The sequence below is a fragment of the Mariluticola halotolerans genome, from assembly GCF_021611515.1.
GTDB lineage: Bacteria > Pseudomonadota > Alphaproteobacteria > Rhizobiales > Devosiaceae > Mariluticola > Mariluticola halotolerans.
On the sequence record NZ_CP090960.1, the window covers coordinates 2,811,986 to 2,837,166 of the forward strand.

28 protein-coding genes and 2 tRNA genes are annotated in these 25,181 nt (G+C 57.2%); 19 read left to right on the top strand and 11 right to left on the bottom strand.

Annotated features, from left to right (window positions below; translation table 11 throughout):
- Window positions 1-81: 81 nt before the first annotated feature.
- Entirely contained in the window at window positions 82-912 is an 831-nt protein-coding gene (gene hisN / locus L1P08_RS13430) for a histidinol-phosphatase (protein WP_303617505.1), read from the bottom strand.
- Window positions 913-1,183: 271 nt separating this feature from the next.
- Window positions 1,184-2,068 (bottom strand): N-formylglutamate amidohydrolase, encoded by an 885-nt coding sequence (locus tag L1P08_RS13435; protein ID WP_303617506.1) that lies wholly within the window; start codon window positions 2,066-2,068, stop codon window positions 1,184-1,186.
- A 188-nt stretch (window positions 2,069-2,256) separates the two neighbouring features.
- On the opposite strand from L1P08_RS13435, the gene cpdR reads away from it, so the two are divergent.
- From cpdR to L1P08_RS13450, 3 genes are all read left to right on the top strand, one after another.
- Window positions 2,257-2,616: a cell cycle two-component system response regulator CpdR gene (cpdR, locus tag L1P08_RS13440; protein WP_303617507.1), complete on the top strand. Its 360-nt coding sequence runs from the start codon at window positions 2,257-2,259 to the stop codon at window positions 2,614-2,616.
- A gap of 86 nt (window positions 2,617-2,702) precedes the next feature.
- Window positions 2,703-2,777: transfer RNA gene (locus L1P08_RS13445), tRNA-Val, on the top strand.
- 77 nt (window positions 2,778-2,854) lie between these two features.
- Window positions 2,855-2,929: transfer RNA gene (locus tag L1P08_RS13450), tRNA-Val, on the top strand.
- A gap of 130 nt (window positions 2,930-3,059) precedes the next feature.
- Here the strand turns inward: L1P08_RS13450 and L1P08_RS13455 are convergent.
- Together L1P08_RS13455 and L1P08_RS13460 are read right to left on the bottom strand one after the other, a co-directional pair.
- Window positions 3,060-3,752, bottom strand: coding sequence for a GntR family transcriptional regulator (locus L1P08_RS13455; protein ID WP_303617508.1), 693 nt, complete (start codon window positions 3,750-3,752; stop codon window positions 3,060-3,062).
- 165 nt (window positions 3,753-3,917) lie between these two features.
- The gene (locus L1P08_RS13460) at window positions 3,918-4,754 is read right to left on the bottom strand and encodes a sulfite exporter TauE/SafE family protein (RefSeq protein WP_303617509.1); all 837 of its coding nucleotides are present in this window, start codon (window positions 4,752-4,754) and stop codon (window positions 3,918-3,920) included.
- Here L1P08_RS13460 and L1P08_RS13465 point away from each other — a divergent pair.
- From L1P08_RS13465 to L1P08_RS13490, 6 genes are all read left to right on the top strand, one after another.
- Window positions 4,753-5,442, top strand: a complete 690-nt coding sequence (locus L1P08_RS13465) for a FadR/GntR family transcriptional regulator (RefSeq protein WP_303617510.1) — start codon at window positions 4,753-4,755, stop codon at window positions 5,440-5,442. The two genes, L1P08_RS13460 and L1P08_RS13465, sit on opposite strands and share 2 nt — an antisense overlap.
- Before the next feature lie 305 nt (window positions 5,443-5,747).
- Window positions 5,748-6,479, top strand: coding sequence for a fumarylacetoacetate hydrolase family protein (locus tag L1P08_RS13470; RefSeq protein ID WP_303617511.1), 732 nt, complete (start codon window positions 5,748-5,750; stop codon window positions 6,477-6,479).
- Window positions 6,466-7,338, top strand: coding sequence for a polysaccharide deacetylase family protein (locus L1P08_RS13475; RefSeq protein ID WP_303617512.1), 873 nt, complete (start codon window positions 6,466-6,468; stop codon window positions 7,336-7,338). Before L1P08_RS13470 ends, L1P08_RS13475 begins: the two co-directional genes overlap by 14 nt.
- Window positions 7,339-7,406: 68 nt before the next feature.
- Window positions 7,407-8,396 (top strand): TRAP transporter substrate-binding protein, encoded by a 990-nt coding sequence (locus L1P08_RS13480; RefSeq protein ID WP_303617513.1) that lies wholly within the window; start codon window positions 7,407-7,409, stop codon window positions 8,394-8,396.
- Window positions 8,393-8,890 carry a TRAP transporter small permease gene (locus tag L1P08_RS13485; protein WP_303617514.1) on the top strand — a complete coding sequence of 166 codons (498 nt, stop codon included), beginning with the start codon at window positions 8,393-8,395 and terminating at the stop codon, window positions 8,888-8,890. The genes L1P08_RS13480 and L1P08_RS13485 overlap by 4 nt, the downstream gene beginning before the upstream one ends.
- Complete coding sequence (locus L1P08_RS13490) at window positions 8,890-10,167, top strand: TRAP transporter large permease (RefSeq protein ID WP_303617515.1); 1,278 nt, start codon at window positions 8,890-8,892, stop codon at window positions 10,165-10,167. The genes L1P08_RS13485 and L1P08_RS13490 overlap by 1 nt, the downstream gene beginning before the upstream one ends.
- A gap of 102 nt (window positions 10,168-10,269) precedes the next feature.
- On the opposite strand, the gene L1P08_RS13495 is transcribed toward L1P08_RS13490, so the two are convergent.
- Entirely contained in the window at window positions 10,270-11,067 is a 798-nt protein-coding gene (locus L1P08_RS13495) for a mechanosensitive ion channel family protein (protein ID WP_303617516.1), read from the bottom strand.
- A gap of 713 nt (window positions 11,068-11,780) precedes the next feature.
- On the opposite strand from L1P08_RS13495, the gene L1P08_RS13500 reads away from it, so the two are divergent.
- The 3 genes from L1P08_RS13500 to L1P08_RS13510 all read left to right on the top strand — a co-directional run bounded on the left by L1P08_RS13500 (window position 11,781) and on the right by L1P08_RS13510 (window position 13,425).
- Entirely contained in the window at window positions 11,781-12,281 is a 501-nt protein-coding gene (locus L1P08_RS13500; RefSeq protein WP_303617517.1) for a PTS sugar transporter subunit IIA, read from the top strand.
- A gap of 176 nt (window positions 12,282-12,457) precedes the next feature.
- Window positions 12,458-12,592 carry a hypothetical protein gene (locus tag L1P08_RS13505; RefSeq protein ID WP_303617518.1) on the top strand — a complete coding sequence of 45 codons (135 nt, stop codon included), beginning with the start codon at window positions 12,458-12,460 and terminating at the stop codon, window positions 12,590-12,592.
- 104 nt (window positions 12,593-12,696) lie between these two features.
- Complete coding sequence (locus L1P08_RS13510) at window positions 12,697-13,425, top strand: uroporphyrinogen-III synthase (protein ID WP_303617519.1); 729 nt, start codon at window positions 12,697-12,699, stop codon at window positions 13,423-13,425.
- Between the two features lie 36 nt (window positions 13,426-13,461).
- Here L1P08_RS13510 and L1P08_RS13515 read toward each other — a convergent pair whose 3' ends face one another.
- Entirely contained in the window at window positions 13,462-13,839 is a 378-nt protein-coding gene (locus tag L1P08_RS13515) for a septal ring lytic transglycosylase RlpA family protein (RefSeq protein WP_303617520.1), read from the bottom strand.
- Between the two features lie 272 nt (window positions 13,840-14,111).
- Window positions 14,112-14,534 (bottom strand): hypothetical protein, encoded by a 423-nt coding sequence (locus tag L1P08_RS13520; protein ID WP_303617521.1) that lies wholly within the window; start codon window positions 14,532-14,534, stop codon window positions 14,112-14,114.
- A gap of 132 nt (window positions 14,535-14,666) precedes the next feature.
- On the opposite strand from L1P08_RS13520, the gene L1P08_RS13525 reads away from it, so the two are divergent.
- Genes L1P08_RS13525 through L1P08_RS13535 form a run of 3 tightly spaced genes read left to right on the top strand, consistent with a single transcriptional unit; the run spans window position 14,667 to window position 16,890 of the window.
- Complete coding sequence (locus L1P08_RS13525) at window positions 14,667-15,485, top strand: SDR family oxidoreductase (protein ID WP_303617522.1); 819 nt, start codon at window positions 14,667-14,669, stop codon at window positions 15,483-15,485.
- 5 nt (window positions 15,486-15,490) lie between these two features.
- Window positions 15,491-16,213, top strand: a complete 723-nt coding sequence (locus L1P08_RS13530; protein WP_303617523.1) for a FadR/GntR family transcriptional regulator — start codon at window positions 15,491-15,493, stop codon at window positions 16,211-16,213.
- A complete protein-coding gene (locus L1P08_RS13535; RefSeq protein ID WP_303617524.1) occupies window positions 16,213-16,890 on the top strand; it encodes an RraA family protein in 678 nt (225 codons plus the stop codon). Before L1P08_RS13530 ends, L1P08_RS13535 begins: the two co-directional genes overlap by 1 nt.
- A gap of 76 nt (window positions 16,891-16,966) precedes the next feature.
- On the opposite strand, the gene L1P08_RS13540 is transcribed toward L1P08_RS13535, so the two are convergent.
- The 4 genes from L1P08_RS13540 to L1P08_RS13555 all read right to left on the bottom strand — a co-directional run bounded on the left by L1P08_RS13540 (window position 16,967) and on the right by L1P08_RS13555 (window position 20,481).
- Window positions 16,967-17,764 (bottom strand): IclR family transcriptional regulator, encoded by a 798-nt coding sequence (locus L1P08_RS13540; RefSeq protein WP_303617525.1) that lies wholly within the window; start codon window positions 17,762-17,764, stop codon window positions 16,967-16,969.
- 83 nt (window positions 17,765-17,847) lie between these two features.
- On the bottom strand, window positions 17,848-18,480 hold the full coding sequence (locus L1P08_RS13545) for a DAK2 domain-containing protein (protein WP_303617526.1): 633 nt from the start codon (window positions 18,478-18,480) through the stop codon (window positions 17,848-17,850).
- A gap of 3 nt (window positions 18,481-18,483) precedes the next feature.
- Window positions 18,484-19,437 (bottom strand): dihydroxyacetone kinase subunit DhaK, encoded by a 954-nt coding sequence (locus tag L1P08_RS13550; RefSeq protein WP_368077112.1) that lies wholly within the window; start codon window positions 19,435-19,437, stop codon window positions 18,484-18,486.
- Window positions 19,438-19,554: 117 nt separating this feature from the next.
- Complete coding sequence (locus L1P08_RS13555; RefSeq protein WP_303617527.1) at window positions 19,555-20,481, bottom strand: dihydrodipicolinate synthase family protein; 927 nt, start codon at window positions 20,479-20,481, stop codon at window positions 19,555-19,557.
- 333 nt (window positions 20,482-20,814) lie between these two features.
- Here L1P08_RS13555 and L1P08_RS13560 point away from each other — a divergent pair, with 333 nt between their 5' ends.
- The 4 genes from L1P08_RS13560 to L1P08_RS13575 all read left to right on the top strand — a co-directional run bounded on the left by L1P08_RS13560 (window position 20,815) and on the right by L1P08_RS13575 (window position 25,160).
- A complete protein-coding gene (locus L1P08_RS13560) occupies window positions 20,815-21,783 on the top strand; it encodes a Bug family tripartite tricarboxylate transporter substrate binding protein (RefSeq protein WP_303617528.1) in 969 nt (322 codons plus the stop codon).
- A gap of 62 nt (window positions 21,784-21,845) precedes the next feature.
- Window positions 21,846-22,334, top strand: coding sequence for a tripartite tricarboxylate transporter TctB family protein (locus L1P08_RS13565; protein WP_303617529.1), 489 nt, complete (start codon window positions 21,846-21,848; stop codon window positions 22,332-22,334).
- A 3-nt stretch (window positions 22,335-22,337) separates the two neighbouring features.
- A complete protein-coding gene (locus L1P08_RS13570; RefSeq protein WP_303617530.1) occupies window positions 22,338-23,834 on the top strand; it encodes a tripartite tricarboxylate transporter permease in 1,497 nt (498 codons plus the stop codon).
- Between the two features lie 372 nt (window positions 23,835-24,206).
- The gene (locus L1P08_RS13575) at window positions 24,207-25,160 is read left to right on the top strand and encodes a dihydrodipicolinate synthase family protein (protein WP_303617531.1); all 954 of its coding nucleotides are present in this window, start codon (window positions 24,207-24,209) and stop codon (window positions 25,158-25,160) included.
- Window positions 25,161-25,181 lie beyond the last annotated feature (21 nt).

Below are 25,181 nucleotides of genomic sequence, written 5' to 3' on the forward strand. Positions count from 1 at the left end.
GGCCTCGCATGCCCGCCAATGAAATTATATCGCCAGTGCCTCGGGAATCCTTTTAATGGGGTCTGTTAAGGGTTGTCGGGCCTAGGCAACATGCTGGCGCATGATGGCAAGGGCGGCCTCATGCAATTCGGGGGTGGCGGCCGCGATGATGTCGCCGCCTACTTCAGCCCGTTCGCCAGCCCAGGTGGTGACAATGCCGCCGGCATTCTCGATCAGGGGGACAAGCGCGGCGATATCATATGTGTTCATGCCCGGTTCGAGGATCAAATCGACATGGCCTGAGGCGAGGAGGGCATAGGCATAACAATCGCAGCCATAGCGGGCGAGCTGGACTTCGGCTTCAACAGCGTCATACCCGGCCCTTTGTCCCGGTTTTGAAAACAGGCTGGGCGTTGTGGTGAACAGGGTTGCCTCCGCAAGGCTGGTCACGCTGCTTGCCTGAAGTTCTGTGGTTTGCCCATTGTGGATGAGCTCGGCCTTGCCGTCGCCTGCCAGATAGGTTTCTCCGGTGAAGGGCTGGCTCATGATGCCGGCAAAGGCGCGTCCCTTATAGGTGACCCCGATCAACGTGCCCCATACCGGCACACCGGAGACAAAGGCCCGCGTGCCATCCACCGGATCGATGATCCATGCAAAAGGGCTGTCGCTTTCCTTGTTTTCCCATTCCTCGCCAATGATGGCGTGGTCTGGAAAGTGTTTGGTGATGACGGCGCGGATGGCGGTTTCCGCATTCCGGTCTGCTTCGGTGACTGGGTCGAACCCAACAGCATATTTGTTGTCGATCGCTAACTTGGTGCGGAAGAGGGGCAGGGTCTGTTCTGCCGCGGCGGCTACCGCTTCGCGCAATGTGTTACGAATATCAGCAATGTTAATAGTGTTATTTACTTCCAGTGGATGTGGATTATTAGTCATGAAGATTTGCCGATATTGGTTATTTCAAGGTTTTGGACGAGTTTTTGCACAATAAGTGATTCATTTTTGCAACAGATGTGCTTGCTTGTGGTATGCGGGGCGTTGAAAGCATTGCCCCGTTGCGCGAACAGGTTCATTTCGGAAGGGCATGATGGTTGCGGGCTCTCAGCGAATTTGATGGCCTGAACCGTTTCCTCCCTTGACTTACGGGCTACGCAAGTGGCCCGTTTTTTTTATTTCGAAGCCTTTTTGTCATGCCGGTTGTGGATGGCTATTCCGCCGCTTCGGCATAATCGCGCGTCAGGCGGGAAATATCGAGCTGGATAAGTGCCGCGCTGAACCGGGTCATGATTTGCTGGATGGCTGCAAAATCCGGTCCACGCGTCAGGGTGACTTCATTCATATAAAGATGCCGGCTGATCTCGATCTGCAGGGCATGCACGCCGTGCTGGGGGCGGCCATAGGTGCGTGTGGTATGACCGCCGGCATAGGGACGGTTGCGTGCCACCTTCAGTCCGGCACTGGTGAACAGGGTTTCTGCCAATTCGATGATCGCTGGTGCACAGCTGGTGCCGTAGCGGTCACCCAAAACGATGTCGGGCGGGATGCGATCGCCGCTGCGGGTCAGGCGCGGCATGGAATGACAATCGATGAGAACAACAATGCCGAACGTGTTCAGCGTTGTGCTCAGCAGGGTTTGCAGCGTGGTGTGATAAGGTTTGTAGATGCCCTCAATGCGCATGCGTGCGTCCGCCAGGGTCAGGCGTTCGCTATAGATATGTTTGTTTTCCGCAACGATGCGCGCCAAGGTGCCGAGCCCGGCGGCCACTCGTGGCGAGCTGGTGTTATATCGTTCGGGCAAGGTTTCCACGAACATGGCGGGGTCCAGTTCATAGGGCTCGCGATTGACATCGAGATAGGCGCGCGGAAAACGGGCCCGCAACAGCGGCACGCCAAGATGCGGCGCACGGCCGAACAATTCGTCGACAAAAGCGTCTTCTGACTGGCGAATGGAGAGGTGGTCGAGGCGCGTCAGTTTCAGAAAGCGTTCTGGATAATCCCGGCCGGAATGGGGAGAATTGAATACCAGAGGGGCCACGGCCCGGCGGGGCCGGATCGTTTCAAAGGCGGGTCTGTCAGCAAAATCAGACTGCACTTTTCCTCCCCGGGGCGGCAAATCACCTCTTTATACACAGGGGAGAGTTTGCCCCGCGTGTGTGAGAATGTCCATAAGGCACAATTCAGTCTATTTGTGATCATAAGGGCTGTTGCGCAGGGGTGAAACTAGATTAAACATCCTGCTCAAGATGAGTAGAATACCACCCGGAGATCGACGAGGCAGTGATGAATCGCATTCTATTGGCTGAAGATGACGCCGACATGCGTCAGTTCCTTACCCGCGCATTGAAGAATGCGGGCTATGAAGTGGTCTCGTTCGACAATGGCAAATCCGCTTATGAGCGGTTGCGGGAAGAGCCGTTTTCCCTGCTTTTGTCAGATATTGTGATGCCGGAAATGGACGGGATCGAACTGGCCCGCCGGGCAACGGAACTGGACCCCGACCTCAAGGTTATGTTCATCACCGGCTTTGCCGCTGTGGCCCTGAACCCGGACAGCGACGCGCCCAAAGACGCCTCGGTTTTGTCCAAGCCGTTCCACCTAAAAGACCTTGTGAACGAGGTTGAGCGATTATTGGCTGCATAAAGCGCGCAGACCCTATTGACCGGACGCGGCATTTTGTGGTCTATCGCCTCGCGACGATTGGGCCGCTAGCGGACCAGGCGGAAGATGGGCGTATAGCTCAGCGGGAGAGCACTACATTGACATTGTAGGGGTCACTGGTTCAATCCCAGTTACGCCCACCATCTCCGCCCTCGTTATCTTCGTTTGCAGCATCCCGGACATGTCGGCCAAGGCCATGCACCCCGGACCGCTGATGAACGGGTGTGTAGCTCAGCGGGAGAGCACTGCCTTCACACGGCAGGGGTCACAGGTTCAATCCCTGTCACACCCACCATTTCCTTTAAGTTCAATAGGTTAGACTTGGGATTCCCATAGGGGGCCATTGCGTTGGGCCCCCCGGCCTATGTAAGGACGGCGGCAGCTGGCGTGCGGGGCATGGATGCGTTTGGGGGCTGTGCCGAGGGTCAGGTGTTGACGCTATCGGCTTTGCGTGCGCGGGCAAAATCGCGGGCCACCGCTCGCCGTACATCCAGGACGTGGGTGCGCATCAGTTCTTCGGCTTCACGCGGCTGCCGGGCCAGGATCGCGGCATAGATCTTGTGATGCTGTTCAGCCCGGACGCGCATGGTTTCGAGAGAAAAGCTCATCACGTTCTGGCTGAGTGTTTGCGGAATAGTGTTACACAAAGCGATCACATCGCTCACCAGACGTGTCCGCGCGCCGCGTTGAATTGTGCTGTGGAAACGATCATTGGAGATGCCATAGACGCGGCGGGCCTCGGCCTCATCGGCCAGGGACAGGCCGGTGTCGCCCTGTTCCAGTGCAGCTTCGATTTCAATTTCATCCTCGGGGGTCAGCCCGCGTTCGGCGGCGAGCCGTGCGGCAAGACCTTCTGCCAGCGAACGCATTTCAAAGGCATCGATGACATCGGCGACGTCGAACCGGCGTACAAAAAAGCCACGGTTCTCTTTGTATTCGACCAGTCCTTCCCCCGCGAGCTGTTGTAATGCCGTGCGCACAGGGGTTCGCGATACGCCAAGCTGGGCGGCAAGCTGGACCTCGTTGAGGCGGCTTTCAGGGTGATAGGCACCATCCAGAAGTGATGAGCGCAAGTGTTGCGCTATTCCGTGAACGCGTTTTTCGCTGGTGGTGGCCATGGCTTTCTCCTTGGAAGGAGTGGAATTAGACCAATGATGTCCCCTATGCAATAATCGATTTGTACTAAATATCGTGAATCTTTATCGAATTGCATTTTTCTTCGTGCAATGTGGGCCAAATTGACTGAAAGCCAGCGCAAATCCATTTGCGATTGTGCCGTGAATTTACAGAAGAAAGAATGCCGCGGTCATGACGACGCCCACGGCGATGACAAAGTAGCGTAGTAGCTGAGTGCGTTTGATCCGGCGGCTCTGGCGCGCCCCGATATATCCCCCCGCAGTTGCGCTGATCGCCATGACGGCCGCCTGTTCCCAGGCGATGAGCCCGGATGCGATAAACGCGATCGAGGAAATCAGCGAGAGAACGGCTGAGAGAACGTTTTTCAAGCCATTCGCGCCATGCAGGTTTTGATATCCCAATAGTCCGAATGTCGCGAGCAGCATGATCCCCAGGCCGCCGTTGAAGTATCCTCCATAGACGGCGACCGCGAAGATGGCTGCAGCCGACACCAGCGGTCCGGCGGGTCGGACCCCGCGATCTTGCAATGTGTGTGAAAGGGATGGCCCGACGGCAAAAAGAAGGGTGGCCAGCAGCAGGAGCCATGGCACGATCCACATAAAGGCTTCGCCCGGCGTAACGATCAGCAAAAGCGCGCCCAGAATGCTTCCTACGGCAGCAAATCCAATAACGATGCGTATTCCAAGGCTGCCTTCCGCTTGCATATCCTTTCTGAAGGCCCACGCGCTGCTTATATATCCGGGCAGTGCGGTCAGTGTTGCCGTGGCATTGGCGCTGACGGGGGGCACGCCGACATAAATCAGGGCTGGAAGTGTGAGGAATGTGCCACCCCCGGCCACAGCATTCAGAAGTCCCGCAGCGAACCCCGTAACACACAACAACATGATATCAAACACAATCAGACCTTTCACAATGAGCTGTTGGAATCGTCTGTTGCATATTTGGCAATTGGTCTGCAAATTGGTCTGGAAAGGAAGATTCATGTCCCGGCAGACCGCAGATATTATCCAGGCGCGGCTCTTGGGCATGCTGGTTGATCTTGCTCCTGATGTGGGCGAGCGTCTGCCCTCTGAACGGGTATTGGCCCGAATGCTTGGCTGCAGCCGGGCCACGCTTCGAAAAGCACTCGATATGCTGGAAAAGGACGGCGCGTTGTGGCGGCATGTGGGGCAGGGGACGTTTCGCGGACGGCGGCCTCGGCATTTGCCCATTCGCGATACTGTCATGGTGCAGAGTGAGACGCCGGCAGAACTGATCCGGGCGCGCAGGCTTGTTGAGCCGCAAGTGGCGGCGGAGGCGGCACGTTGTGCCGTGCCGGCGGACGTGGCGCATCTACGTGCAATCGTTGCGGCGGGACGCGTTGCGCGCGACCGGTCTGCCTGTGAAGAAACGGATGCTGCTTTTCACCGGGCTGTCGCCGGGGTGTCCCGTAATCCTGTTCTTTTCAGTTTCCTGATTTATTTGTCCGGCGCTCGCCGACGCACTCTTTGGCAAAGAGAGTGGGACCGCATCTATCGGCGGGTGGGCATTGATGAATTTCGTACCGTTCATAGCGATCAGCATGATCGGATTGTCGATGCGATCGCCGCTGGAGATGCAGAGGCGGCCGCCGGGGAAATGGAAACCCATCTGGAAACCATCGAGGCCGCAATCCTCACGGAAACGGACTAGCGGGCCGAAGCGCCGTATCTGACATTTTTGTCTCGCGGCTTGCTCGTGACAAATAAAATGCATTTTGTGTTGCAAGTCCAAAAATTGCATGCAATAATTTTGTAAATTACGCAACATGTCCGACAATGATAGGGCGATATTGCGTGGCGTTACGTAATAGGGGGGGCGGCCAGAATGTATTTGATCATGACCATCAGCCTTGCCGGTCTGCGCTTTCACGTGCGCTCCCTTGCTTCTCCAACGGCGGCATTGCGGTGATTTTTCGCCCGTAAACCGCATTAGCTCCTCAGATCTCCAGAGACCCAATGACCAAAGTACATTTCCAAAGCGCCCCGACGACAATTCCAATCCATGGGGCTGATGAGGCCATTGCGGTGCGCCGCATTTATTGTGTCGGACGCAATTACGTTTCCCATATCCAGGAAATGAAGGAAGGCGACGAAAAGGAACTGCCCTTCTTCTTTCAAAAGCCCACCGATTCTGTTGTTCTTACGGGCGGCACGCTGCCCTATCCGCCGGCTACCGAGGACTTTCAGTTTGAAGTCGAGCTGGCCGTTGTGATCGGTGCGGAAGGTCGCAATATTCCTTCTGACAAGGCATTCGAGCACGTTTTTGGTTATGCGGTTGCGTTGGACATGACACGGCGCGATCTCCAGTTTGTGGCGCGCGATATGCGCCGTCCTTGGGAAATGGGTAAAAGCTTTGATCATTCGGCCCCGATCGGACCTGTGCTGCCCCGCGCGGTGGCAGGGGATCTGGCCGAGGGGACGATCCGCATTTCTGTCAATGGTGAGGTGAAGCAGGACAGCGATATCGGGCTGATGATCTGGGGGGTCGCGGACACGATCGCGCACCTGTCCACCCAATATCGCCTCATGCCTGGCGACGTCATCCTGACTGGGACGCCTGCCGGTGTCGGGCCTGTTTTGCCAGGTGACGAACTTGTTGCCTCCTGTGCCGGGCTGCCAAAATTGACCGTCACTGTCACCGGGGCGGAAACTTCTTCCATGAAGGAAACCATCCATGCTGCCGACTGAACGTATCACTTATTCCGCGATCACTGACCGCCCGAGGCTGGTCTTGCCCGAGGGCAAGCGCATGGGCGTGTGGATTATTGTGAATATTGAGGAATGGGATCCGAAAGCGACGATGCCCCGCACCGTGCTGACGCCGCCTGCTGGCGGGTCGCCCAGCCCGGATATTCCGAACTGGGCCTGGCATGAATACGGCAACCGGGTTGGCTTCTGGCGTTTGCTGAAATCGATTGACGAGATCAATGCAAAGGCTGTGTTGGCAATCAATGGCACAGCGGTGTCGAGCTATGCACCGATTTCCCAGGCTGCGCTGGACCGCGGATGGGAGTTCATGGGGCATGGCTTTACGCAAAAGAACATGCAGAAGGTCGAGGACGAGCGCGCAGACATTATCGCCACGACTAAAGCCATTCAGGATTTCACCGGCAAGCGGCCGCGCGGCTGGCTTGGGCCAGGGCTGACAGAGACCTGGGAAACACCCGATATCCTAGTCGAGGAGGGCTATGAATACGTGTGTGACTGGGTGCTGGACGATCAGCCGGTGCGGCTCAACACGCGCACCAGCCAGATCGTCAATGTGCCCTATACCCAGGAATGCAATGATGTGGCCATGATGCTGATCCAGCATCATCAGGCGGGAGAATATTTCCAGCGCGGCTGGGACCAGTTTCAGCAAATTCATGAAGATGCTGAAGACGGTGCCCGCATCATGGCACTGGTGGTGCATCCCTACATCATGGGGGCACCTCACCGCGCCCGCTATTTCCGCGACCTGATCCGGCGCATTGCCGAATATGACGACGTGGCCTTTATGACCGGCGAAGAAATATTCGACTGGTATTCGGCCGCCGTTCCAAGCTGAGGCGCGCGCCTGCCCGTTACCACATGCATCAAAAAAACAATAAATAAAACACTGAAAGGGAACACGATATGAAATGGATGATTGTTGCAGCAACGATTCTCATGCCCGGTATGGCCCAGGCGGCCGATACCGTCATGAAGGTCGGCTTTTTGACGCCAATCCAGTCACCGCGCGGCCAGGGGGCAACCCTCATGGCCGAAATGATTCAGGCATCTGATGCTTGCGATATCGAGGTACAGTTGTATCCGTCCTCGCAGCTGGGCGGCACTACAGACCTGATCGAGGGCATGCAGATTGGTTCGGTCGAAATGTCGATCCTGCCTGCCGCATTCATGGTCGGTTTTCAGCCGCTCGTCGGCATTCTGGATTTCCCGTATTATTTCCCCACTGACAAGGAAAAGCTTCTGGCACTTTACGAGAGTGATGCCATCCGTCAGTTGCTGGATACAACAACGGAAAAAGGGCTTTTGTCGCTTGATATCTGGCACACGGGTTACAAGACATGGACAGCCAACAAACCTCTTGTGACCCTTGAGGACTATAAAGGTCTTAGTGCCCGCGTTATGCCCTCGGAAATCATTAAAGAGCAGGATCGGCTGCTGGGCATGCAAGCAATCGATATGCCGTTTTCTGAAACCTATTCTGCCTTGTCCAACGGGGCGGTTGATGCACAAGAAAACCCGATCGATACCAATTTCTATATGCGTTTCCACGAAGTTCAGGATTACGTGACCCTGACAAACCATGGCACGCTGGACCAGATCGTGTCCGTATCTGCAGCCTGGTGGGCACAGCTTTCGCCTGATTGTCAGGCCGATGTGACTGCGGCTGTGTCTGCTGGCGGCAAACTGACCGCTGAGAAAACTGACGAGGTCATCGAAACATTGGCGCTTCCGGCCTTTGAGGAAAACGGCACTGAGGTGGTTGAGGTGTCCGAAGAGGCACGTGCTGAGCTTGCCGAGGCGCTTCTCCCGTCGATCAAAGCGCTCTATGTCAAGCAGTACGGCGAAGCTGGACAAGCTGTGCTTGATGCGATTGACGCAGAACTCGCCAAGTGAAATCTGTCCTCGCATTTTCCGAGCTGATGCTCGGTTATCTCGACCGCGCCGTGGCTTTGTTCTCCGGTGCGGTCCTGTTGCTCACCACTGTGCTGCTGATAGTGAATGCCATCGCACGCAGTCTTGGATATGTGCTTTTTGCCGGGGGGCCGACGCTCGCGGGCCTGTTGATCCTCTGGCTCACTTTTCTCGGCGCATATATTCCGGCGCGGCAGGGACGGCATATCACAGTTGATATGATTACGTCCCGGCTGGCGCCGGCCGTGCTGCGCTGGTTGCGCATCGTGGTGTCGCTGATCGCGATGGTTCTTTGTGTTTATGCAGCATGGCTTGGATGGACTTTCACCGCATTCCGTTTTGCTTCCGGTCAAATTGATCAGATGCTCTCAATTCCGGCGGGCTGGTTTTATGCGCCTGTGCCCATCGGGTTTGCGCTTTGCGCAATTGCGTGGCTGCACGCTGCCGCTGACGACCTCTGGGGAGCCCGTAAATAATGCCTGTCGCCGTTCTTGCCTCGACCGCTGTCCTATTGCTTTTGATGACCATGCCGGTCTTTCTGGCATTGATCGGCGGCACTTTTCTGAGCCATGCGTTCTTTGGCCCGCCGGTGCCGTCGATGGTGTTTGCCCAGCAGATGGTGCAGGGTATCAATAAGTTTGCCTTGCTTGCAGTGCCCTTGTTTATCTATGCCTCGGCAATTATTTCACGTGGCGAGATCGGCAAGCGGCTCTTGACGCTGGTGGAGTCCTGTGTCGGGCATATCACTGGTGGTGTTGCCTTGGCGACGGTGGTTACTTGCGCGTTATTTGGCGCGCTGTCGGGGGTCGGTCAGGCGGCTATCGTTTCCCTGGGGCCGCTGGTCTTTCCTGTTCTCATCAGACAGGGATATTCGCGTGGCTTTTCGATCGGGCTGATCCTGACGGCGTCGACCCTGGCGATGCTTATCCCGCCATCGGTTGCGATGATTCTTTATGCGCTTCAGGCAACCTCTTCGATCGAGAGCGGGTTTCTCGCCGGTCTCGCTGCCGGCCTTATCCTGCTCTCAATGCTGATCGTTTATGCATATACATATGCGCGTCGCCATGGGATTGCCGGTACGCCCCGGGCCTCTTGGTCCGAACGGGCGGATGCGGCCAAGGCTGCCATTCTTGCCCTCGGCCTGCCTCTTATTATTTTCGGGGGTATTTACACCGGCACGTTCACCCCGACTGAAGCGGCGGCAGGCGGCTGCTTTTATGCGATTTTTGTCGAGGTTGTGCTTTATCGCTCGCTGACGTTGCGAGAGTTCTGGTCGCTAACCCAGGAGACGGCCGCCACCATTTCGGCATTGCTGGTAATCCTCGCGGTCAGTGCGGCGATGTCCTATCTTTTGACCCTGCAACAGGTGCCCCAGCAGGTGGCAACGCTACTCAGCGATCGGTCATGGTTCGAAATACTGCTCATTGTTAACCTGACCTTCTTGCTGGCCGGGATGGTGTTGGACCCAAACTCTGCCATTATCGTATTGACGCCAATCGTCCTGCCGGCGGCCACGCTTGCCGGTATTGATCCGGTGCATTTTGGCGCAATATTGGTGCTGAACATTGCTATCGGCATGATCACGCCGCCCTTTGGCATCAACATCTTCACAGCGATGGTGACGTTCCGGGCAGGCTACGGTGAGATTATCGGTGCGTTGCGGCCGTTCATTCTCGTTGCGCTACTGTCCCTTGCCGTGGTGACCTGGGCCGCGCCTTTGGTGATGTGGCTCCCAAATCTGGTTTCTGGATAGGGGGGTAGAGCAGCAGGGCGTGTCAATACGCCCTGCGCCTTGGACGGGTAGTGTCTAAGGCGGCTCTTGTCCTGCGCCGCGAAAGCCGATGGTCAGTTCGCTTTATCTATCTGTTTGGTGGTGCGCGTGAAGCGGCTGTTTGGTGAATAGGTCATGCTGTTGCATGGCGGTGAGTACGTGGAAGAGGACCTGATCTCGGCATTTCCGGTCATCCAGAAAGCTGGGTACCCAATAACTGATCGCAACCCGCAGACCAAACTGATCCATCCCGGTCAAATGGACCTCGGGGGCGGGTTGCGTGAGGATGTTTTCCGCGCGCTTTGCGCTGTCCCGCAGGATTGCGCCCAGCTTTTCCGGTTCCTTTGACACATCTACGTGGACTTCAATCTGGGTCCGGTAGTGTCGCTGGGGCGCGCTGAAGTTTGTTAAGCGTTGCCGGGCGATCTGACTATTCGGCAGAATGATGTTCGTTGAATTGCGGGTTAAAAGTCTGGTGGTCCGCCAACCGATTTCGACGACCCGGCCACTGACTTCGTCGTTGATCTCGATCCAGTCGCCCATTCTGAACGGGGCTTCCAGGCTGAGAGCAATGCCTGAGAGAGTGTCTGCGACAACGCTGCGAACCGCAAAGCCCAAAACGGCAATGATCAGCCCCGAACTTGCAATGACGCCGGCGCCAGACTGGCCAAAAGCCACGCCAATCGTGGTGATCAGGGCGACAGCGAACAGGCAGGCAGAGACAAGATCACTCAACAGTTTTGGTGGCTTTGTCCGGCTGTCGGGCCGCCGCTTCAGCGCGGCGGAAACGATAGCCCCTGTTATCCAGGCGAGCGAAAATGAGCCAATGGCGACACCGAATATGCCCATGGCGGGTTGCGTTAATCGCAACCATTCCGGCATATCCCGTATCTGGCCGATAATCGAAAACCCAAAGCCAACGCAGACCAATGATATGGCGAGGGATATGTTGCGTATGAAGGGTGCTGGCTTGAACCTCACTTTGATCCATCCCTGATGCTGCCCGAATGAGCGGCCTGGTTTGTGCTGCCGGGATATGGCCGGTCAGCCACGGGTTGAGGCTTGAGGCACCAGACGCATCTTGATGCCGCCTTGGGGATGAATTCCTGACAGTAATGACAATAAATGGGTGCGCGCAGTAACCGCATGACAACCTCCACATGCGCCGAAGCGCAGCTTGAACATGTATATTGGATGTTTTTGCCCGAGGCGGCCTGACGGCCTTTAGCCGTGCAAAATAACCCCGCCCCGGGGTGAGGCGAGTGATGTAATCGGTGCCCTTGCGCAGGCTGATTTACTCATGATTTTCGGCATGTCTGAAATGTAGGCCAAGTAAATTTTTAAACAAGTTGAGTTTTTATCTTGTTGCGCGAAAACGCCGCGGCATAAGTGCGCAGTTGACTTGTCGGGCTTTAAGGCTAGGCTCGCTGTTATGAGCAAAAACAATTATCCACACGATCACAAGGCAGCTGTCGCTGATCGGGATGTTTAGCCGGAGATCCTGAGCGGGATCTCCGGAACGCAGCTTATTCAATTCACCAATATATAAGTACATGCCGTTGCGCCGAAGGGCCGCGGCATCGAGGAGGCACGCGATGTCCGTCGTTGATGCGTCGTTTGAAATCGATTTTGCGATCGATAAAACCTCAATGTCACGCAAGGCGAGTTTCTGGGCCCTGGGCAAGCGTATTGCGCGCTTGCGCGGCGATTCAACGGGCGATGAGATCGCCACTTATTTCATGCTGCGTGAGAGATTGGGTTCGACCTCCATTGGGAAAGGTGTTGCGGTTCCACGGGCGATGTTTCCGATGCGCGGCCGCCCATTGCTGCAGGTTGTGCTGTTGCATGCACCTGTGGATTTTGATGCGCGGGACGGTGTGCCGGTGGATATGATGTTTGCGATTGTTGGCGACCGGCGCGATCAACGGGAATTGCGCCGCGCAATCCTTTCGTGTTCGAGGCTTGCGGAGGATGATGGCCTGTTGGGCGACATTCGGGCTGCGCGGTCACGTGAAGATTTGACGCGTGTTTTGTCGCTTGCCGGCTCTTTTGGCCAGCTTGCAGGCGCCGCGCCATTATTGCAGGTGCGGCGATGATCTTGTCTGCATTGCAAGCGCCATGTCAGCGGAGAAGAAAAATTCCATCCCAACCCTGGTGACGACGGCAAAGCCCGCGTCACCAGGGAATGAAACCGCATCGGCATTTGAGGGATGCGGTTTAACGGGATTTGTTTGTGCCTTCCATGGGAGGCGGATAATGAGGAATGATCGAAATGGCCAAGAAAAAAGGCAATCAACAACGTTTGCAGCCAAAAAAAAAGAAGAAGGGAAGCGGCAAGACTGAGGTGACGCCTGATAGCGTCGGCGGCGCAATCAATGCCGGCTCTTCAATACCGAAACGCAAATAAATTTGGCCGGACGCGAGAATTCGCGTCCGGTACGCACTTGGCAATATGCCGGATGCATGCGTCCCGGCGGGGAGCTTTTTCGGGTTTTTTAGCAGCGAATGACAATGTTGACACTTACAACAAGGCCTAGAGGCCTCAACGAACCCTTGCACACCGAGTTGGGGGCGATGGGCTTTCAGCCCCACAATGAAGATGTGCTGGAGATAACGCCGGTGGAATGGCCAACCCAGTCGCTGTTTCGTATGGCGGCGCTGGTTGTCACCTCAGCCAATGGTGCGTTCGAACTGGGGAAAGTGCCTCATGCGCCTCGAGAAATGCCTGTGTTTGCTGTTGGTATAGCCACAGCTGCCTGTCTCAAGAGGTTTGGCTTTATCAATGTTTATCATGCCGATGGAACGGCTGTGGACCTGCTCAGGCTTGTGATGCGCAAAATGCCGCCCGGTTCGGGGCCCATTCTGCATGTTGGTGGCTTGCATCTATCTCTCGACATGGCGGCAGCCTTGCGATCACAAGGCTATGAGGCGATACGCGTAATAGTCTATGAGGCGACGGCCAGAGCGCGATTGTCGGCGGGAACAGAACAGCATTTGCGCCGCCACAAAGTCGGCGCCGTTGTTCTGATGTCAAAAAGGACTGCCGAAATATTCGGTGTGCTGGTGAGAAAAAGCGATCTGGTGCCGTCCCTTGCAAGGATAGAGGCATTTGTCATGAGCCCGGCGATCGCGGCGGTGCTTGATGCGGCAAAGTGGCGGCGCATTCATATCGCCGCCGCGCCATCCCGCGCCGCCTTGACCGACCTTCTGGGCTGTGAAGCCGCGCGCATCGCCTTGTAGCGCCAAAATATTCAGCTTTGCTAAGATCTGCCGCCGTTATCCGACAACCTCTATGGTCACCTTGGCGGTGCCGGGACGGATCATGTCGATTGCATTGGCGGCGCTTTTGGACAGGTCGATTACGCGCCCGCCAATGTAGGGGCCCCGGTCATTTATGCGAACGAGTACCGACTTGCCGTTTTCATTGTTGGTGACCTTGACCTTGGTCCCGAACTTGAGCGTTTTGTGTGCCGCCGTCATGGCGTACATGTCATAGCTTTCACCATTGGCTGTTGTCCGGCCATGGAAGCCGGGGCCGTACCAGGAGGCCGTGCCTGTGATAGCGGGTGTCGAGGCGAATGATGCTGGAACGATCGACGTCGACAGCGTGGCTGCGAGGGCCAAACCAAGGGCGATGCGGGAAAATTTCTTCATGTGAGGGGAACCATTTGCTGTTGCTTGCGTTATGAAGCGGCATCAAAGGGATGGATGTGGCTCGAAAGAGCAGGCTTTCAGGCAGCTTGAAGGTCATTTGGTGACGCTGCCTTTTTCTGGGCCAAATGCCTGCGATCCCCGCCTCACATGTGACCAGAACCGGGCTGTCGAGGTTTTTGTCCGCGTCCAGTTGACGCGGATTGGTAAATGATAAGGGGGATGGCCTAAGCGCGTGGATGGTTGCGTCCGGCCGCTTAGGCCGCGTGGCAACCTTAGTTCCATTCGCAACCGGTGCCGTCATTGTCAGCATCGAGGCCGTGTATATCAGCGCCGGTTATCTCCACGGAGCCGTTGATGTCCTTGCAGTCCAGATCGCCGGTCTGGGGGTTGATGCTTCCAAAGACGCCCATGCGTTGTTGCCAGGTACCCGGTATATAATTTTCTGCCCCCGGCATGATGATGAAAGATCGACCTGTGCCTAGGTGTTCCGCTTCCTGATCGGGCAGTGCTTGCAAACTGGCAAAGGAACTGTGCCCTGATATTGCCGGGTCAGCTTTGGATGGCGTTGCTGCACTGACGACGCCGCAGGTGCAGAGCAATGCAACGATGTGTGGTGTCAGGTTGGCCATGTTCCATCCTTTTGTCAGATGCACACAGAATGCCTGCCAAGCTGAAAACCTGTCGTGAATACTCATGTAAAGTTTGATGCAAATCTGGACTTTCCCGCCAGTGGTTGTGCCTTTCGGCGCTTTGGGCGGGTGGGGGATTGCCTTGTCGGGGTAACTTATGTCATATGCCATATGTCAGAAGTTTAGCGGTAGGAATTCATGTCGAGCATTTTTAGTGTTGAGGGTAAGGTTGCGGTTGTAACCGGAGGTTTGGGGCAATTGGGGCGCGGATTTGCGGCGTCACTGGCGCAAGCTGGTGCCAGGGTTGCCATTTTCAGCCGCCGGCCGGTGACGGCTGAGCAATTGCAGGAACTTTTTCCCGATTGCGCGGACAGCATCCGCGTTTACGAGGCCAGCGTGACCGACAAGGCAGCGCTGGAAGCGGCGACCGAGAAATTGTGTGCCGACTGGGGTGCGCCCGATATTCTGGTCAATAATGCGGGCATCGATTCCAAGCCCGATGGGGCGGCGGACCAGAATGCGCCCTTTGAGGATTACCCGCAGAAATACTGGGATGACATTATTGATGTGAACCTGACCGGCGTCATGCTGTGCAGTCAGGTTATTGGCACCAAGATGGCAGAAGCCGGCCGGGGCAGCATTATTAATGTGGGCTCGATCTATGGTCTGGTGTCGCCCAATCAGGCGCTTTATGCCTATCGCGAAGCGCGTGATGGTGTGCCTTTCGTCAAGGCTGTCTCTTATGCGGCGTCGAAATCCGGCCTGATCAACCTGACGCGTTATGTGGCGACCTACTGGGCCGAGAGGAATGTCCGGTGCAACCTGATCTCGTTTGGTGGGGTGAAAACGGGCAGTTTCGACAAGGAATTTGTCGATAATTTCCTTGAGCGCGTGCCGATGCGCCGTCAGGCCGAGAAAGACGAGTATAACGGCGTTGTCCAGTTTCTCGCCTCCGAAGCCTCGTCTTACATGACCGGTTCCAATGTCGTCGTTGACGGCGGGTTTACGGCCTGGTGATGGCTGTGGCCCCTGAACGCAACAAGCTTTATGTCACGGTGGTTTCGGCCATTGAGGCAGAGATCTTGTCGGGCGTCCTGCAGGTCGGTGACAGGTTGCCTTCCGAGGCGGATCTGGCGCGCCGGTTTGGTGTGGGCACTCGTTCTGTGCGCGAGGGGCTGCAGATTCTCGAGACCAAAGGGCTGGTGCTGCGCCGGCATGGCGAGCGCGCCGAGGTGGTGCGTGAGGATGTGGGGCAGTTCCTTGAATCCCTTGCCTCGACCGTTCATTCCCTTTTTGCCAAGGATACCGACTATCTCGTGCAGCTAATGGATGTGCGCCGCATGTTCGAGCTGGAGGCAGTTGGCCGGTTGGCGAGCGGGGAAGGGCAGTTGAGCGACGATGTTGATTCAGCGCTCAAGGCGATGGCCGAGGCCAGCGATTTCAGTGCCTATGCCAATGCGGATGCCGATTTTCACCGGGCGCTGGTGCAGTCGCTGGGCAATGAGATCATGGCGACGGTCTATGACAATCTTTACGGGCTGATCACCGAAGTCATCCGGCTGACCAGCCGGGTGCCAAGCAAGACAATGGCTGAGGGCGTTGCCGAGCATCATGCGATTTGCGCGGCAATCCGCAGTGGCGATGCAGAAGCCAGCCGTACGCTGTTGCGCGAGCATATCGACAATTCAACGACGTATCTTCAACAGGCGATCACCGCCGCAAAGCATCAAGGGCAGAACGCATAATGGCCGCATATGACTACAACAACACAGACTGGGCCGCGATTGCGCGCTTGTCGCAATGGTATTCGGGCGACATCCACGATGTGCTTGATGGCCGCGGCCCCTATGGCTACCTCAAGGGGATCAGCCAGTTTGGTATTTTGAAGCCAGGGCAGGTGGTTTGCGGGCCGGTTTCGACCGTTCGCTATGAGCCCAGTACCCGCACCGGCCAACCGCAAGACATTTATCATGGTGCGATTGATGCCGTGGTGAAGGGTGGCATTCTTCTGGTCGATTCGTCCTGCGCCGAGGGGTCGGGTACGGGTGAATTGATGACGAGCGGGGCGAAGACCAAGGGGGCCGCGGCCACTGTGGTCAACGGTACCGTGCGTGACCTCGCCGAGGTGCGCAAGCTGGACTATCCGCTATTTGCCAAGGGTATGAGCCCGGTCGGCGTATCGGGGCGTATGGAGCCTGCACATTACCAGGTCGATCTGGATATTGACGGCGTGAAAGTGCGTCCGGGCGATGTGATCTTTGCCGATGTGACCGGCGTGGTGGTGATCCCGCAGGATCTTGTCGGGGTGATTGCCGATGCAGCAGATGCGAACGGGATGGCGGAAGCGGCCTGTCGTGAGCGGATTCTTGCCGGTGAAAAGTTGCGTGACATCTGGCCGGTCGGCGGCGGCGGCCCGGTTTAAGCGAAAGAGGGGGCGGTCGGTTCAGGCCGCCCTTTGCACAATGTGAAGCGATGCCAAGGGAGGGCAGATGCGCAAGCTAGCGAACATAGCCCAATCTTTGGGAAATCAGGTGCGCGTGGTAGGTGACGACCTTGCTCAGTTCGTCGATTTCGGCGGGTGGCATCTGAAAGCTCGGCGCGCTGACGCTGATCGCGGCGAAGACATTGCCAGACTGATTGTAAATCGGTGCGCCGATGCAGCGCAGGCCCGGCTGATGCTCGCCATTATCGATGGCAAAGCCGCGCTCGCGGGTTGTCGCCAGTTCTTCAGCGAATTTTGCCGGATCGGTGATCGTGGTTTCCGTGAATTGTTTCAGGCCAGCATCTGTCACGCGCTGCACAATATCGGCGGGCTGGTATGCAAGGATCGCCTTGCCCACGCTGGTGCAATAGGCCGGAGAGTTCTCGACCATGGTGTTGGCCAGGTTGGGGTCGGCTTCGGTGCGCTGGATGATGACGGCGCGCAAACCATCGAATACCGCCAGATGGACGGCGCGGTTGGTGAGCCGGTGCAACGATTCAACGATCGTGTGCCCCTCTCGGTGCAGTTCGAGATTGGCAAGGGCAATGCTTCCCAGTTCAAAAAGCTTCAGCCCAAGGCGATAGGAATCCCGTTCGCGGTCCTGCTCGATAAAGCCGACCTCGCGCATGGCGGTGAGCAGGCGGTGGGTGGTCGAGCGCGGATATCCGGCCTCAGCGCAGATTTCGGCAAGGGTGAGCGAGCGCTGGTTGGCGGTGAAGCAATCGAGTATCCGCGCGATTTTGGTCAGCGATTTGATGCTGCCGTCGCTTTGCGCGGGTTTGCCCGGCTTGGTCGTCGCGGCGTTGTCGGTCATTCTGTGTGCCCCAGCGCTGTGTTTGGCCGATTGGCCTGGCCCGCAAAAGCCGTCCAATCCCTTAATTTATTTACCGGTTTACCTCAAGTGCGACCCGGAGATGCGCTGTGAACGCCCGTCACCGCCCAGACAAGTTCGGCGAGCGCGAGCATGCCCGGATCATCGAGGCCGATGCTTTTTTCGGCAAACATGCGCGCACGGCCCATGGTGCAGGGGCGGTTGCGGAACGTGTTCAGAACATCTTCCATTGCGGCATTGGCGGCGGTGGCCATTTCGGCGGGGTCGCTGAGGCCGTCAAGGCTGATCGCCAGGGCATCGAGCGCGTCAATAATGGTTTTCGCGCCGAGTTCGGCTTTGCCGCGGGCCATGGCACCATCCCGGATAGTGCGCAGCATTGGGGCCAGCTGACCCCAGTCGAGCGCCTGCTGGTTCGCGCAGAATTTCCCCGATGTCATCATCGCGCCAATGATCAGCGTGCCAAGGCTCGATCCGGTCGCGCTGGTACCCGCTTTGGCCAGCGCGATGAACGCGGCACCCAGGTCCGGCGTTTCGGCAATATCGACAGCGGCGAAGGTGCCGATCAGTCGCGACAGCATGGTGCCGGTATCGCCGTCGCCCAGTTTGGCGTCGGCGGCGTTGAGCGTGTCACCGAGGGTCTGCATGCGGGTGTTGGCGCGGGTGAGCGCCGTTTGAAGGCTTTGTTGGGTAATTGCCATGGTTCAGCCCACCCGCCAGAACGGACAATCAGCCGGCGCTGCAAGAAGCGCTTCAATTTCGTCATCGAGGAAACAAAGGCTGATCGAGGCACCGCCCATTTCCATCGAGGTCACATAAGGGCCAATGAGCGGGCGGACGATTTCCAGACCGGCGGTGTTGAGCTGTTCGGCGGCGCGCCGGTAAAGAATGAACAATTCCTCGAGTGGGGTGGCGCCGAGACTGTTGACCAGAATGGCCACGCGGCTGGTGTTGTCGGGGCGTTCGGTGAGCAGTTTGGCGATCATTTCGTCGACCAGCTCATCGGCGGGGCGGATCGGGCTGCGCCAGATGCCGGGTTCGCCATGGATGCCCATGCCCATTTCAATTTCGTTGTCGCCAATGATGAAATTGGGCTCGGCAGCGCCGGGGATCTGGCAGGAGGACAATGCCACGCCGATGGTGCGGGTGCGGTCGACGGTCTTTTGCGCGATTTCGGCAACGCTATCGAGATCCGCGCCGGCAGCCGCTTTGGCGCCTGCAGTTTTATAGGCAAAGATCAACCCGGCGACACCGCGCCGCTTACTGGCTTCGTCTGGCCCCGCGCTGGCAATATCGTCGGTGCCAAGAACCGTGCGGGTTGTAATGCCCTCGAGTTCGGCGAACTCGCTGGCCATTTCAAAATTCATCCGGTCGCCACCGTAATTGCCGAACAGGCAAAGAACGCCTGCGCCGCCATTGGCCGCGGCGATCGCGTCCTGACAGGAATTGATGGTGGGGCCTTCAAAGACATTGCCGATGGCGCAGGCATCAAGCAGCGCCTCGCCGACATAGCCGGTGAACAGCGGCAAATGGCCGGAGCCACCACCGGAAACCAGCCCGACCTTGCCCTTTGGCATGTCGCTGCTGCGGGCGATGGTGCGCTGGTCTTCACCGACGCGCTTCAGTCCGGGATGGGCCAGGCAGAGGCCGTCGAGCATTTCCTCGACATAATTGGCGGGGTCATTGATCAGTTTTTTGATGGCAGCCTCCCATTGGCCGATTGTGACAGAGGCCGGCCGCAGACATTGCGACCGGCGAATTTGCTGGCCGTGGCCTTAGCGGGCGCGAATGTCGGTCAGTTCGAGCACTGGGCCGAGCGCGGCATCGATCTGCTTTTTCTGCTCTTCGGTCACGCGCTCCATGGGGGCACGCGGCTGGAACAGGGGCAGACCCTGGCGCGATTGCACATATTTGACGCAAGCGGGCAGGTTGTCGTGCCGCATGGAATTCCACAAGGCGTTGAGCTTGAAGTGAATGTCCTTGGCCGTTTCATGATCACCGCGTTGCACAGCCTCATAGAGATTGACGGTAACACCGGGCACAGCGCAGGTCAGCGCGCTGATGGCGCCGTGGGCACCAAGCGCGAAGCCGGGATAGAGCAAGGCATCAATGCCGCTCAGAACCAGATTTTCCGGCTTGGCACGCAGCAGGAGATCGGAGACGGATTTGAGATCGCCCGAGGACTGCTTCATGCCAACGACGCCAGGTACGGCTTCCATAATGGCAAGCATCGCGTCAGCGCTGAGATAATTCCAGGGAATGACATTGTAGATAAGGATCGGCACCTGGGTTGCTTCCCAGATGGCACGGAAGTGTTCGATCGTGGCTTCCAGGTCCGGCTTGAACAGATAGTGGACGGGGGTTACCTGAAGCGCGGCGATTTTCATGTCGCCCAGTGCCTTGACGCGCTCAATTGCTTCGCGCGTGGACTGGACAATCAGGCCGGCGATAAACGGCACGCGGCCATCGGTTGCTTCGTAAGCCTCGGTCATCGCGTCGACAAATTCGGACGAGGACAGGGTGTGACCCTCGCCGGTCGAGCCGCCAACAACAACAGCGCGTACACCGCTGTCGATCATAAAGTCGACCTGCGCTTTCAAAGCGCCTTTGACCAGGTTCCCCTCGTCATCGAATGGCATCGACAGCGGGGGCAGGATGCCAGTGAGCGTTTCACGCACGGACTGGGCAATAGGGTTCGACATTTCTTTCCTCCAAAGGCAGGTGCGTCTGACAAGAGACGTAGACCTGCACGTTCAATCAGCCAATGGCAATGTCGTGCTGGGCAGTCCAGTTCGCGAAATAGCCAATTCCATAATGTGGGACATGATCCCGATTTGTGTTTACTGCCAGAAAGCCGTGACTGTCAACATATCTGCAATGTATATGGACAAAAAGTGCATTTAGATGCGATTGCAACGAACCTGTTGCGTCAAAAGCACGTGCATGTTAGTTCCACAATGTGGCATAACTTCTCGCGATCTGGTTTGATCGCATCATCTGCTGGCAAGCCTGCCAGCTCTTAAGGGAGGACTTTGATGAAAGTCGTAAAGAATCTCGCGCTCGCGTTCGCCGCGACACTTATGGTCTCCGGCACTGCCATGGCGCAGTATCCGGAACGTCCGATCGAGTTGATCATTCCTTGGTCAGCCGGTGGTGGCACGGATGCGACCGGTCGCATTATTGCGACCATGCTCGAGGAAAAGCTTGGGCAGCCGATTACCATCAATAACCGCACTGGCGGCGGCGGTATTGTCGGCCATGAGGCCATCAAGGAAGCCAATCCGGATGGTTATACACTCGGCATCGTCACAACTGAGCTGTCGATGTTCAAGCCGGTTGGTTCGGCTGAAATGACTTATGAAGATTACACGCTGATCGGTCTTTATAATGCTGACCCGTCCGCAATCTTTGTCAGTGCCGATTCCAAGTTCCAGTCGATGCAGGAACTGGCGGAAGCGATCAAGGCGGATCCCGCAGCGCTTAAAGCCAGCGGTGCCAGCTTTGGCGGTTTGAACCATTTGTCATGGGTCAGCCTGGTCCACCTGCTGGGTGCACCTGCTGACAAGGCTTTCTGGGTGCCCACCGATGGTGCTGTGCCCTCGCTTCAGCTTCTGGCCTCGGGCGCAATCGATGTTGCCGTGTCCCAGTTCCCCGAAGCGCAGTCGCTGGTTGACGCCGGTGAAATCCGTCCGCTCGGTTACCTGGGCAACGAAGCCAATCCGAAGCAGCCTGATGTGCCGCCGATCACCGACGCACTTGGCCTTGAGTTCGCAATTGCGGGCTGGCGCGGTCTTGGCGGACCGAAAGGCATGCCTGACGACGTGGTCGCCACGCTCACCGAAGCGCTCGACGAGATCGTGAACAGCGCGGAATTTGCTGAATTCATGGACAGCCGCAACTATGGCGTTGTCTGGGAAGGCGGCAGCGATTTTGAAGAATACCTGCGCAAGCGCGGGGAAGCCTTCGACGCTGCAATCAGCTCAGCCGGTATCACGGCGCAATAATATCTCTTGCTGCCCCCGGTCGTTTGGCGATCGGGGGCGGTTTTTCGTGAAGGAGTGGATATATGCGATCACGGAATTTTCCGGACATGGCTTTGGGACTGGTGTTTCTGGCACTGGGCGTTCTCATTCTCATCCAGGCGCAAGGTATCCGTTCCGTGCCCGGGCTGCCGGTCGGCCCTGGGCTGTTTCCCACACTGACTGGTGGCGCGATTGCCGTGTTTGCTGTGGTTCTTGTGATACAGAGCTGGTTCGTATCCGAAGATGATGTGACGCTTATTCCTGAGGGGGCGGAAGCCGCCGATGGATCGGAACCGAGCGGCCTGTTCACACCCTTCGTGTTTGGCATTCTTGGCGCGACGCTGGCGGCCCTGCTGGTGATGCCGCTCATCGGATTTTTGGCGACCGCGCTGCTTTATACGTTTTCAATCGTACTTTTGGGTGGCGGGCGATTGCGGGCGGCGCTTGTTTTCAGCCCCATTGTCTCGCTGACGATCTATGCGCTATTTGCATTCGGGTTCAGGGTGCCGTTGCCCCAGGGAATTTGGGGTTAGATCATGGACGCATTTCTTCTGGCTATGGGGCTGGTCTTTAATGTCGAGACCCTGCTTGTTATTCTCGCGGCATCGATTTTTGGGCTGTTCGTCGGTGCCTTGCCCGGCCTGACAGCAACCATGGCCACAGCGCTTTTGGTGCCGGTCACATTCTATATGGCGCCAATTCCCGCTATTGCAGCGATCATTTCGTGCACCGCGATGGCGATCACAGCGGGTGATTTGCCCGGTGCATTGCTGCGCATTCCCGGTACGCCGGCTTCTGCCGCCTATGTTGAAGATTCCTATGGCATGGCGAAACAGGGCAAGGCGGGGCTTGCCATTGGTATTGGCGTTATCGGCTCGATGCTCGGCGGATTGTTCGGTTTTGTATTTCTGTTGTTCACCGCACCCGCGCTGGCAAAATTTGCGCTCAGCTTTTCCAGCTTTGAGTATTTCTGGCTGGCGGTTCTGGGGCTGAGCTGTGCGGCGCTGATCTCAACCGGTGGTATGGCCAAGGGCGCCTTGTCGCTGTTGCTGGGGCTGTTTATTGCCCAGATCGGTGTAGACCCGCTCATGGGCGCGCAACGCTTTACCTTCGGGTTCAGCGAGCTGTCGGGTGGTATCAGTTTCATTCCTGCAATGATCGGCATGTTCGCGCTGGCCGAGATCATGCGGGCGGGCCGCAACGGCACGAAAGCTGTCGCGCAAGCGAATGTCGGCAATCCGTTCAAGGGCACGCTGAAAGTGCTCTGGCAATATCGCAAGAACCATTTGCGCGGCTCAATGATTGGCAGCCTGTTGGGTGCATTGCCTGGCGTGGGCGGAGATCTCGCCGCCTGGGTGACCTATTCGCTGGCCAAGCGGACGTCCAAGACGCCAGAAAAATTCGGTACAGGTCATCCTGAGGGGCTGGTTGAGGCGAGTGCGACCAATAACGCGGCTCTGAGCACATCCTGGATTCCGGCCATGGTGTTCGGTATTCCCGGTGATGCAGTCACGGCGATTGCCGTTGGCGTTCTGGTGATGAAAGGGCTGGATCCCGGACCGCAATTGCTGACCGTCAACCCGCAGAACTTTTATGCGGTGCTGTTGGTGTTCGTGGTTGCCAATATTTTGATGCTGCCCCTGGGATATGTGGCAGCGCGGTCGGCCCGCTGGATTTTCGAAGTGCCGCGCGCCCTGCTGAATGCGGCCATCCTGCTATTTTGTCTGGTCGGGTCGTTTTCGATCAACAACACGATGTTTGGTGTTGGCGTCATGCTGGCGCTGGGCATTATCGCCTATGTTCTTGAATCGCGGCGGTTTGCGATTGCACCGATCATTCTGGGCATTGTGCTTGGACCATTGGTCGAGGGGAATTTTACCACGTCGATGATTATCACAAGTGGCAATTTCCTTGGCTTTTTCGAGCGGCCCATTGCCGCTGTTCTGGGTATCGCGACCATCATCATCTGGGGCACGGCGATCGGGGGCACAATCCTGCGCGCCTATAAGGGACGACAGTTGCGCCTGGCTTAAGGCCAGCAAAGGGGGCGTCGATCCCTAATGCGCAAAACTAATCCGGCAGGGCTTTCGCCTTGCCGGATTTTTTGTATCGACGATTATGTCACCCCATTGCATCGGCCTGACGGGCTGCACAACCTTGTCTCATTCACATCTGTTTCGAGCGCGGGCGCGGCCCGGTTTTCGGCTCATGTTCTGCGATGTCCCCGTTGTGCGTGGCATGGGCGGCTGCATGTTCTCAACGGGCTGTGCCTTGCGTTCAGAAAGTTGTCGACAATTAATATACGGAAGATATATTACAGACCTGCCCGATTTTATAATTGAGCGCTTGCGACCGATGAGGGTTGTGGCGGGCATCCGCAATGACGCGCTCTATAGGAGAGCTAAATGACGACCAGTATTTTTTCCGGCACGATTCCGGCGCTGATGACGCCCTGCAAGGCGGACCGCACACCTGATTTTGAGGCGCTGGTGCGCAAGGCCAAGGAGTTGATTTCAGCTGGCATGTCGGCCGTGGTCTATTGCGGGTCGATGGGTGACTGGCCGCTTCTGACCGATGCGCAGCGCATGGAAGGTGTTGAGCGTCTGGTGCAGGCTGGCGTGCCGGTTATTGTGGGTACTGGTGCTGTCAACTCGGCAATGGCTGTGGCCCATGCCGCTCATGCGGCCAAGGTTGGGGCCAAGGGGTTGATGGTGATCCCGCGGGTTTTGTCGCGCGGGTCATCGGTTGCGGCACAGAAGGCGCATTTCAAGGCTGTGCTTTCGGCCGCACCTGATTTGCCGGCAGTGATATATAACAGCCCGCATTATGGTTTTGCGACGCGCGCTGAGCTGTTCTTTGAGTTGCGCGCAGCGCACAAGAACCTGATCGGGTTCAAGGAATTTGGCGGGCCGGCAGACATGACTTATGCCGCCGAGCATATCACCAGCCGCGACGACGCGGTGACACTGATGGTCGGTGTGGACACCGCGGTGGTGCACGGGTTTGTCAATTGCGGTGCGACCGGTGCCATTACCGGAATTGGTAATGTGTTGCCCAGGGAGGTGCTCAATCTGGTGGCCTTGTCTAAGGCTGCTGCCAGGGGCGATGCCATGGGGCGTCAACGGGCGCGGGAACTGGGTGACGCATTGCATGTGCTCTCAACCTTTGATGAGGGCACGGACCTCGTGCTTTTCTTCAAGCATATGATGGTGGTGAATGGTGACGCTGAATACACGCTGAATTTCTATGAGACCGATGCCTTGAGCGACAGTCAGCGCGGATTTGCGGAAAGCCAGCTGGCGCTGTTCAAGACCTGGTATGCGGACTGGTCCAAACTGCCCGGTGCCGTTGCGGCGTAAACAGTCCGGAATTGAATCATT

Excerpts from the sequence above, each read along its gene's own strand:
- hisN (WP_303617505.1), bottom strand. The coding sequence starts at position 912 with ATGACTAATAATCCACATCCACTGGAAGTAAATAACACTATTAACATT.
- cpdR (WP_303617507.1), top strand. The coding sequence starts at position 2,257 with ATGAATCGCATTCTATTGGCTGAAGATGACGCCGACATGCGTCAGTTC.
- L1P08_RS13455 (WP_303617508.1), bottom strand. The coding sequence starts at position 3,752 with ATGGCCACCACCAGCGAAAAACGCGTTCACGGAATAGCGCAACACTTG.
- L1P08_RS13465 (WP_303617510.1), top strand. The coding sequence starts at position 4,753 with ATGTCCCGGCAGACCGCAGATATTATCCAGGCGCGGCTCTTGGGCATG.
- L1P08_RS13460 (WP_303617509.1), bottom strand. The coding sequence starts at position 4,754 with ATGAATCTTCCTTTCCAGACCAATTTGCAGACCAATTGCCAAATATGC.
- L1P08_RS13470 (WP_303617511.1), top strand. The coding sequence starts at position 5,748 with ATGACCAAAGTACATTTCCAAAGCGCCCCGACGACAATTCCAATCCAT.
- L1P08_RS13475 (WP_303617512.1), top strand. The coding sequence starts at position 6,466 with ATGCTGCCGACTGAACGTATCACTTATTCCGCGATCACTGACCGCCCG.
- L1P08_RS13480 (WP_303617513.1), top strand. The coding sequence starts at position 7,407 with ATGAAATGGATGATTGTTGCAGCAACGATTCTCATGCCCGGTATGGCC.
- L1P08_RS13490 (WP_303617515.1), top strand. The coding sequence starts at position 8,890 with ATGCCTGTCGCCGTTCTTGCCTCGACCGCTGTCCTATTGCTTTTGATG.
- L1P08_RS13495 (WP_303617516.1), bottom strand. The coding sequence starts at position 11,067 with ATGCCGGAATGGTTGCGATTAACGCAACCCGCCATGGGCATATTCGGT.
- L1P08_RS13500 (WP_303617517.1), top strand. The coding sequence starts at position 11,781 with ATGTCCGTCGTTGATGCGTCGTTTGAAATCGATTTTGCGATCGATAAA.
- L1P08_RS13505 (WP_303617518.1), top strand. The coding sequence starts at position 12,458 with ATGGCCAAGAAAAAAGGCAATCAACAACGTTTGCAGCCAAAAAAAAAG.
- L1P08_RS13510 (WP_303617519.1), top strand. The coding sequence starts at position 12,697 with ATGTTGACACTTACAACAAGGCCTAGAGGCCTCAACGAACCCTTGCAC.
- L1P08_RS13515 (WP_303617520.1), bottom strand. The coding sequence starts at position 13,839 with ATGAAGAAATTTTCCCGCATCGCCCTTGGTTTGGCCCTCGCAGCCACG.
- L1P08_RS13520 (WP_303617521.1), bottom strand. The coding sequence starts at position 14,534 with ATGAGTATTCACGACAGGTTTTCAGCTTGGCAGGCATTCTGTGTGCAT.
- L1P08_RS13525 (WP_303617522.1), top strand. The coding sequence starts at position 14,667 with ATGTCGAGCATTTTTAGTGTTGAGGGTAAGGTTGCGGTTGTAACCGGA.
- L1P08_RS13535 (WP_303617524.1), top strand. The coding sequence starts at position 16,213 with ATGGCCGCATATGACTACAACAACACAGACTGGGCCGCGATTGCGCGC.
- L1P08_RS13540 (WP_303617525.1), bottom strand. The coding sequence starts at position 17,764 with ATGACCGACAACGCCGCGACGACCAAGCCGGGCAAACCCGCGCAAAGC.
- L1P08_RS13545 (WP_303617526.1), bottom strand. The coding sequence starts at position 18,480 with ATGGCAATTACCCAACAAAGCCTTCAAACGGCGCTCACCCGCGCCAAC.
- L1P08_RS13550 (WP_368077112.1), bottom strand. The coding sequence starts at position 19,437 with ATGCTCGACGGCCTCTGCCTGGCCCATCCCGGACTGAAGCGCGTCGGT.
- L1P08_RS13555 (WP_303617527.1), bottom strand. The coding sequence starts at position 20,481 with ATGTCGAACCCTATTGCCCAGTCCGTGCGTGAAACGCTCACTGGCATC.
- L1P08_RS13560 (WP_303617528.1), top strand. The coding sequence starts at position 20,815 with ATGAAAGTCGTAAAGAATCTCGCGCTCGCGTTCGCCGCGACACTTATG.
- L1P08_RS13565 (WP_303617529.1), top strand. The coding sequence starts at position 21,846 with ATGCGATCACGGAATTTTCCGGACATGGCTTTGGGACTGGTGTTTCTG.
- L1P08_RS13570 (WP_303617530.1), top strand. The coding sequence starts at position 22,338 with ATGGACGCATTTCTTCTGGCTATGGGGCTGGTCTTTAATGTCGAGACC.
- L1P08_RS13575 (WP_303617531.1), top strand. The coding sequence starts at position 24,207 with ATGACGACCAGTATTTTTTCCGGCACGATTCCGGCGCTGATGACGCCC.